The organism is Aquabacterium sp. (assembly GCF_036279655.1).
Classification (GTDB): Bacteria; Pseudomonadota; Gammaproteobacteria; order Burkholderiales; family Burkholderiaceae_C; genus Aquabacterium.
In genome coordinates this window covers 1-8,084 of sequence record NZ_DASUIT010000145.1, presented here as the reverse complement: position 1 = coordinate 8,084, position 8,084 = coordinate 1, and the positions used below count along the sequence as shown (strand labels likewise).

The following is an 8,084-nucleotide window of genomic DNA, read 5'->3' as shown; positions in this document are numbered from 1 at the left end:
TGCGTTGCAGCGAGGTGTGCATCACGCTGCATACCTCGTTGACCAGGGTGTGGAGGTCCACGGGCTCCGGGTAGAACTCGAACTTGCCGGACTCGATCTTGGAGAGGTCGAGCACATCGTTGATGAGCTGCAGGAGGTGGCGACCACTGTTGCCGATGTGCCCCAGAAACTCGCGGTGCTTGGGGGAACTCACAGGGACCGCACCCGCATGCATGAGGTCGGCAAAGCCGATGATGGCGTTGAGCGGCGTGCGCAACTCGTGCGACATATTGGCCAGAAACTGGCTCTTGAGCCGGTTGGCCTCCTGGATCTGGCGGTTCTCGGTCTCCAGTCGTTCGGCTTTGAGCCGGGTCTCCTCGGCCTGACGCTGCTGGGAGATGTCGCGCGCGATCTTGGAGCCGCCGATGATGCGGCCCATTTCATCACGGATGGGGGAGATGGCGATCGAGACCTCGATGTCCCTGCCATCCTTGGTGCGGCGAACCGTGTCGAAGGGCGCCACACTCTTGCCATGGGCCAGGTTGGACAGGATGCCCATTTCTTCGGCCACCCGGTCAGGCGGGATCAGCATCTGCACGGAGCGCCCGATGGCTTCTTCGGGTGTGTAGCCAAACAGCACCTGAGCGGCGTGGTTCCACGTGACGATGCGTCCATCCAGTGTCTTGCCGATGATGGCGTCGCTAGAGGACTCGACGATGGCGGCAAGCCGGTGCAGTTCGGCTTCCGCCCGGTTCTGCTGGGTCAGGTCTCGCAGCACCATGGCCAAACCACAGACCGTCCCATCATCTCGGCGCATGGGGGCGGCCTGGAGTTCCAGGGCGGTGGCGGTGCCATCGCGTGCCAGGGCCACGACGCGCAGGGTGGTGTTCACCGTGACGCATTGGCGGATCATCTCCTCCACGGGATTCGATGCCTCCACCTCGGCAGGCCGGCCTTCTTCACAAAAGACCTTCCACATCAGCTGGCCGCGGGCCTCGTCCTCCGGCCAGCCGGTGATGCGCTCGGCCACCGCGTTCATGCGTGTGACGTGGCCTTGCTCATCCGTGGCGATGAAACCGGCACCAATGCTGTCCAGGGTCACGGCCAGGCTTTGCTCGATGTCGAGCAGATGGGCCTCCGCGCTCTTGCGCCGTTTCACCTCGGTTTCAAGGGACGCGACGAGCGATTGCAGTTGCGCCACGGTCGGGATCTTGAGTGCCTTGGGGATCAGGAACCACAGCCCCACGGCCGTGACCACCGAGATGGCCGCTGTCAGGACCTTGGTGATCATCTGCGCGGCGTAGTCGGGCTGCCAGATGGTCCAGATGTCCATCAGGTGCGTGAGGCCGCAGGCGGAGATGAAGCCGCAAAAGAGCCAGGCCACCCAGCGATGGCTGCCCACATCGCGCTGGCGGATGAAGTGGATCATCGCCAAGGGGATGGAGAAATAGGCGATGGCAATGAGCGCGTCGGCACCCACCATGGACCAGAGCAGTCCCGGCGACCAGGTGAAGCAGTAGCCGTGCGGCAGAAAGCCGTTGCGACCGAAGAATGAGGTCAACAGATCCATAGGTCCCTGAGGCCCGCTTGTGCTGGGTACGTCGACGTACGCCGCCATGCAGTGCTGACCGGATCGTTGACCTTGGCTTGATATTTGTCAAGCGAAAGGGCCCACCCTCAGCATGTCCGCTGGGGGGTGGGCTCGGGATCAGGCCTGTTCGGCCTTGGGCGCGCGCTTTCTGGCGGGTTTGGGGGCGGCGGCGGTCTTGGCCCCGGCGTCGGTGGCCGTTTTGGCCGCGGTCTTGCCAGCCGTCTTGGCGGCGGCTTGACGGGGGCGACGGCTGCGCGACGGCTTGGCAGCGGCTTCGCTCTGGTTCGGGTCAGACACGGCGGGTGTCGTGTCGGGTTCGGTGGCCGGTGTCGAGGTGCTCATGTCGACCTCGTCGCTGTCCAGAGGCTCATACCAGGACTCCGACGTCACGGGCTTGGGCTCGGCGGCGACAGGCGCCGTCGTGGGCTCTGGCGTGGTGGACTCACCCTTGCCTGAGCTGCGGCGACCGCCTCGGTTGCGTCGACGTGATTCACCCGCCGATCGCCCTTCAGACCGAGCCTCCGAGGGCGCTTCGGGCTCGACCGCTGCGGTCTGAGGGGTGCTCTCCAGGGGCTCGGGCGTGTATTCGGCCTGGCGCTCACCACGGTCGCGATCACGATCTCGGCCGCGTCCCCGCGAACGGTCCCGCGATTCATCGCGCGGGGGGCGGGGGCTGCGCTCTTCGGTGAGGGCGCGCTCCGACGTGTCACCCGCGTCGATCAGGTTGGTGTCCACCGGGGTGACACCGCCCATGCTGCGGTACACGAAGGAGCCAGACTTCTCGTCGCGTCCGAACTCCAGCAGGCCGCGCAGGCGTGCGAACTCCAGCAGGTTGCCGAAGGTGCGGAAGCCGTAGTAGTTCTCGTTGAAGCCCGGGTTGCGGCGCTTGATGGCCTCCTTGAGCACCGAGGCCCAGATGCGGCCGCCCTCGTCTCGGTCGGTGACCAGGGCTTCGTAGGTTTCGGCGGCCATCTCGACGGCCTTGATGCGGCGGGCCTCGACCTCGTCGCGGCGGCGCTTTTCTTCTTCGGGTGAGCGCTTGACGGCGTTCTGGTTGCCCTGCTGGTTGTTGCGGCGGGCGTCCTGGCGCTGGCTCTCGCGCACCAGATCGTCATAGAAGATGAACTCGTCGCAGTTGGCGATCAGCAGGTCCGAGGTGGACTGCTTGACACCCACGCCGATCACATACTTGGCGTTCTCGCGCAGCTTGGAGACCAGGGGCGAGAAATCGGAGTCACCCGAGATGATCACGAAAGTGTTGACGTGGGCCTTGGTGTAGCACAGGTCCAGCGCGTCCACGACCATGCGGATGTCGGCCGAGTTCTTGCCCGACTGGCGCACGTGGGGGATCTCGATGAGCTCGAAGTTGGCCTCGTGCATGGTGGCCTTGAAGCCCTTGTAGCGCTCCCAGTCGCAATAGGATTTCTTGACGACGATGCTGCCCTTGAGCAGCAGGCGTTCGAGCACGCGCTTGATGTCGAACTTTTCGTAGTTGGCGTCGCGTACGCCGAGTGCGACGTTTTCAAAGTCGCAGAACAGCGCCATGCTGATGTGGTCTTGAGGGGTGGCCATGGGGGGTCCTGGTGAGGGCGAGGGCGTGCGTCAGAGCAGCCCTGCGTCGAAGAGGTATTTGCTGGGGCGGCTGGCGTCGTACAGCACCGTCAGTTGATTGCGGGCGCGCGTCATGCCCACATAGAGCAGGTTGCGGTTGTCGGTCGTGTTGCCGCCGAGGGCGAATTCGCCACGGTTGAGACCGGGCAGCAACACGTGATCGTACTCCAGGCCTTTGGCGGCCTCGATGCTGGAGAGCACGACACGGTCCTTGCCGCGCATGGCCTGCTGGCGCAGCTCGCGGCTGTTCATGGCGCGGAAGAAGGATTCGATGCTGTCAAACGTGGCGGCCGAGGCCATCAGACCCTGGATGTTGGCCTTGACCTGTTCGATGTCTTCGCTGCGCACCATCACGCGGGCAGCCAGTCGCTGGGGCGCCAGGGCCTCGGTGAACTGCTCCAGCAGGCGGTCGGTGGTGTTGTCGCGCAGCACGTCCAGCGCGGCGTAGACCTGGCGGCGCGTGTGCGGCGAGGCATTGCGAAAGACGTGGTTCTCGACGAAGTAGGTGGCCAGATGGGGCTGGCTGGCCACGTCCTTGACCGCCTTGTCGGTGGCCAGTTGGCGTGCGTCGGGGTCGGTGTCATCACTGCCGTCCCCGCTGTCGACGAAGGAGTTGCAAAACAGCAGCAAGGCGCGCAGCACACGCTCGCGTGTTTGCACCTGTTCGATGGCGGCGAACTCGTCGCGGACGTGGGCGATCAGTCCGCGCACGAAGAGCACTTCGGGTCGCATCAGGTAGGTGTCAAAACCCACGGTGCGGTAGTCCACGCCCTTGTCGAGCAGGTGGTTCTCCAGATCGACCGACTGGTGGGGCTGGCGCAGCAGGATGGCCAGCTCCGACAGCGATGACTGGGGGGACAGCCCGGTGCGCTGGGCGATGACCTGGGCGATGTGCCAGTGGGCCTCCTTGGGTTGCTCGTAGCGCGTCAGGTGCACCACGGTGTCCACCGGTCGTGCCGACACACAGTCCTTGCCTGCCAGACGCCCCACGTGGGTGGCCAGGGTGGCGCCAAAGCGGTAGGACGCGGTCAGCGGAAGGCGCTGAGGTGTACCGATTTCCAGGGCGAAGTCCTCACCCATGAAGCGTGCATCGGCGCCGGCCACCGCGTGGATGACCTGATCGCGGTCGCCCACGCCCACGAACACAGCGGGGTTCTGGCGCAGCAGGTGCTGCAGCACCGTGAACATGGCGCGGTTGGTGTCGTGCATCTCGTCGACCAGCACGAGGTGCAGGCCCAGCGCCATGGGGTGCTCGCCTTCCAGGAAACCGTCGTCGCTCAACAGCATGCGGGCCAGATCGTAGGTGGCGTCGCCCGGCGCGCGGAAGTCGAAACGGTCAGGGTGGCCGCCCCTGCGCAGGTGCTCGTAAGCCCGAAAAACCTTGAGCGTGAGGTAGTCGTGCCCGAGTTCGTTGGCCAGGGTGGGGGTGAGGTTCTGATCCGCCGCTTCCAGCGTCAGTTGCAGCGTGCCCTTGAGTCGGGTGAAGGAGGCCAGCAGGCCTTCCACGGCGCCTTCCCCCGAGCCTTCGACGGCGAATTCTTCGCGGTGGCGCTCGTCGGGATTGGCCATGACGCGGTCGAGCGCCAGCAGCACGGCATGCTTGAGCTGCTCAGGGTGGTCATGAAAGCGCACGCCCGGGCCTTCCACGCTGAGCAGGCGCGCGGCACAGAAGGCATCGAAGGTCTGGATGCGCAGGGGCTTGCGCTGGGCGGCGGGCAGGCCGATGCGCTCCAGGGCCGTCTGCAGGGCCTGCACGGCGGCCTCGGTGTAGGTCAGGACCTGGATGTGCTCGGGCGAGGCACCTCGCGCCAGCGCTTGCGCCAGACGCAGGGCCAGCGTGGTGGTCTTGGCTGCACCGGCATTGGCCTCGACGATGACGCAGCGGTGCTTCTCCAACTGGATGGCCCGCTGTTCGGGGGTGGGCGTGATGCCCTTGGGCTGGAAGACCACGTCGGTCATGGAGGGTGCGCTCTCAATCCTCTGCGGTGTCGTCCAGCAGGGCCTGGCGGGCCTTGCCCTTGGCCGAGCGCAGCAGCTTCTTTTTCTGGCGCTCTGCCTCCAGGGCCTCTCCTGCCGCCCACCACCGCATGAACTCTTCGGGGGTTTCCAGGGTGATGCGGCCCAGGATGGCGCTGCGGAAGTCGTTGAGCACGATCTCGGCAGCCTTGGTCAGGTTGACGCGCCCGCCACTCATCACGGCGCCGCGCTTGCGGCCGATCTCGGTGAGCAGGACCTCGTCATGCAGGGCCGGGATGGCCGCCACGTCATCGAGTTTGTAGCGTGTGGCCAGCAGATGCGGGTAGGGGCCCTTGAGGCTGGCCAGCAGCTCCAGGGCGACTTCTTCCTCGTCGTAGGCGTTGCGGCCCACGGCGCCGCTGGCGGCCAGGTGGTAGCCGCTTTTCTCGACCGTGATCTTGGGCCAGAGCATGCCGGGCGTGTCGAAGAGGTAGACGTCGTCGGCCAGGTTGATGCGCTGCTCGATGCGGGTGATGCCGGCCTCGTCGCCCGTCTTGGCGGCCTTCTTGCCCACCAGGGTGTTGAGCAGGGTCGATTTGCCCACATTGGGGATGCCGCAGATCAGCACGCGCAGGGGCTTGACCATGCCACCGCGGTGGGGGGCGAGCTCGCGGCAGGCCTTGATCAGGCGCTGGGCGGGCGAGGTCTCGCTGGCGTCCAGGCCGATGGCCTGGGTCTCGCTTTGCGCGTTGTAGTGGGCCAGCCAGGCGGCGGTGCGCTCAGGATCGGCCAGGTCCTGCTTGTTGAGCACCTTGAGTTTGGGCCGGTGGCCGGTGAGTTGCGCCAGCATGGGGTTGGCGCTGGAGCCCGGCAGTCGGGCGTCCAGCAGCTCGATCACGACATCAATGTCCTTGATGCGCTCGATGATGGCTTTCTTGGTCACGTTCATGTGACCGGGGAACCATTGGATGGCCATCGGTGTGTGCTTTCTTGTCCAGGCCGAGACGATACCGCACGATGGCCTGGCTCCGCACGCTCAGGCGGAGAAAACGCACCCGATCTGCGCGTTCGACCCGGTCAACTGGCGGATCGACGCAGGGCGCGAGCCCCGCGGTGGCCCAGCGCCAGCAAGCCGGCGACGGCGAACAGGGACACCGTGGACGGCTCGGGCACGGGAGAGGACAGCCACCGGGCCTGCTGGCCCGACGAGGCCATGGTGCTGTCGATCCAGCTCTTGTAGCTGGCCACCTGAACAAAGGCCGATTCGGGGTTGCCGAAGGCATCGGTCAGTGAAGCCGAGGCCACCCCGAGCAGCAGCGAACCCCCACTGTCGCTGACGGCCCCCTTGAACAGGGCGCTGCCGCTGTCACCGCCTTCGACGTAGGCCGGACCGTTCGTGATGAGCCAGTTGACCGTGTAGCTGGTGCCGCTGCTGCTGTCGGTGTAGCTGGGCTTGGCGGTGATGGCGGTGGTCGTGCCCACGCCATTGGGCGACTGGTTTTGCGCTGTGGCGATGGTCAAGGTGCCCAGGGACGTGGCCTGGCTGGCCTTGATGACCTTGTCGTTGAGGATGGGCGTGTCCGCGTCGATGGCCGTGGCCAGATGCAGCAAGGCGATGTCGTTGTTCGGGAACGCGTCGCTGGTGAAGGTATAGACCCCGTCGATGAGCGATGAGCCGAGCAGGGACTCGAAGCTGATGGTGCTGGCGCCGATGCCGTTGGCGACGTGGGCGGCCGTGAGCACCCAGTTGTCGGCAATGAGCACACCGGTGGCGCCACCGACGGCGCCCACGGCGCTGAAACTGCTGGTGTCGGTGCCGTTGACCAGGGCGTGGGCCGGGGAGGTGCTCCACAAGGCGGCAGCCAGGGCCAGGGGGGCAATGCGCAGGAGAGGGGCGTGGTACGTCATCATGGTGTGACATTGTCCGCACCTCACCACGTGCCGTGGAGCGCGTTATCCCGCATGGGCCAGGGGTAGAACAAATTTTTACGTGGCCAGGGCCAACCAGCCTTCCACCTGCCGGGAATCTGACAGGGTGCGGACTTCCTGAAAGGCGGCCTCGGCCTCGGGGTAGCGCCGACGCAGGTAATTGAGCCACTGCTTGATGCGGCCAGGGCGGTACTTGGGCACGACATGGCTGGCGATCAGGCCCCAGTAGACCGTCAGCAGGGGCCGCAGCTCCTGCCAAGGCACGACGTGCGCCTCGCCGCGGCGCTGGTGGCTGGCGATGGCCAGGGCCAGGCCCGGATCCGCCACCATGCCGCGCCCCAGCATGAGGGCATCGCAGCCACTTTGGTCCATGCAGCGGATGGCGTCGTCCACCGTCCAGATCTCGCCATTGGCGATCACCGGGATGGCGACCTGGGCACGCACGTCGGCGATGCGGTCCCAGTACGCGGGCGGGCGGTAGCCGTGGGCCTTGGTGCGGGCGTGGATGGCCAGCTCGCTGGCGCCGGCCTCGGCAATGGCCTGGGCACATTCTTCGGCGCGTCGGTCGTCGTTGAAGCCCAGACGCATCTTGGCCGATACCGGCATGTCGGACGGCACGGCACGACGCACGGCGCTCACGATCTGGTGGATCAGCTCGGGGCTGTCGAGCAGGGCGGCGCCACCACCGTGGCGGTTGACGACCTTGGCGGGGCAGCCGAAGTTCAGGTCGATGCCTGCGGGGCCCAGGGAGGCCAGTCGGGCGGCGTTGTCGGCCAGGCAGGCGGGATCGGAGCCCAGCAGTTGGGCGCGCACGGGCACGCCGGAGAAGGTGCGCCCGCCGTGGTCGAGCTCGGGCACGATGCGCCGGAAGGCGCGATCGGGCAGCAGGGTGTCGGTGATGCGGATGAACTCCGAGACGCAGCGATCCACGCCACCGACACGGGTGAGCACGTCACGCAGGGAGCAATCCAGCAGCCCTTCCATGGGGGCGAGAACGATCATCGGGCGGGAGTGTACA

At 66.3% G+C, this 8,084-nt stretch carries 6 protein-coding genes; all 6 read right to left on the bottom strand.

Annotated features, from left to right (window positions below; genetic code table 11):
• Positions 1-1,549: PAS domain S-box protein (locus VFW84_RS15400; protein ID WP_329681345.1), on the bottom strand; the 1,549-nt coding region annotated here is incomplete at its 3' end.
• A 138-nt stretch (positions 1,550-1,687) separates the two neighbouring features.
• Positions 1,688-3,142 (bottom strand): NYN domain-containing protein, encoded by a 1,455-nt coding sequence (locus VFW84_RS15395; protein ID WP_329681344.1) that lies wholly within the window; start codon positions 3,140-3,142, stop codon positions 1,688-1,690.
• Between the two features lie 30 nt (positions 3,143-3,172).
• Positions 3,173-5,140 (bottom strand): ATP-dependent helicase, encoded by a 1,968-nt coding sequence (locus VFW84_RS15390; RefSeq protein WP_329681343.1) that lies wholly within the window; start codon positions 5,138-5,140, stop codon positions 3,173-3,175.
• 13 nt (positions 5,141-5,153) lie between these two features.
• Positions 5,154-6,113 (bottom strand): ribosome biogenesis GTPase YlqF, encoded by a 960-nt coding sequence (gene ylqF, locus VFW84_RS15385; RefSeq protein WP_329681342.1) that lies wholly within the window; start codon positions 6,111-6,113, stop codon positions 5,154-5,156.
• A 101-nt stretch (positions 6,114-6,214) separates the two neighbouring features.
• Complete coding sequence (locus VFW84_RS15380) at positions 6,215-7,048, bottom strand: trypsin-like serine protease (RefSeq protein WP_329681341.1); 834 nt, start codon at positions 7,046-7,048, stop codon at positions 6,215-6,217.
• 75 nt (positions 7,049-7,123) lie between these two features.
• Positions 7,124-8,068, bottom strand: coding sequence for a tRNA dihydrouridine synthase (locus tag VFW84_RS15375; RefSeq protein WP_329681346.1), 945 nt, complete (start codon positions 8,066-8,068; stop codon positions 7,124-7,126).
• Positions 8,069-8,084: the final 16 nt, after the last annotated feature.

What these genes read in the sequence shown, in the direction of transcription:
- VFW84_RS15395 (WP_329681344.1), bottom strand. Translation starts at nt 3,142, where the DNA reads ATGGCCACCCCTCAAGACCACATCAGCATGGCGCTGTTCTGCGACTTT.
- VFW84_RS15390 (WP_329681343.1), bottom strand. Translation starts at nt 5,140, where the DNA reads ATGACCGACGTGGTCTTCCAGCCCAAGGGCATCACGCCCACCCCCGAA.
- ylqF (WP_329681342.1), bottom strand. Translation starts at nt 6,113, where the DNA reads ATGGCCATCCAATGGTTCCCCGGTCACATGAACGTGACCAAGAAAGCC.
- VFW84_RS15380 (WP_329681341.1), bottom strand. Translation starts at nt 7,048, where the DNA reads ATGATGACGTACCACGCCCCTCTCCTGCGCATTGCCCCCCTGGCCCTG.
- VFW84_RS15375 (WP_329681346.1), bottom strand. Translation starts at nt 8,068, where the DNA reads ATGATCGTTCTCGCCCCCATGGAAGGGCTGCTGGATTGCTCCCTGCGT.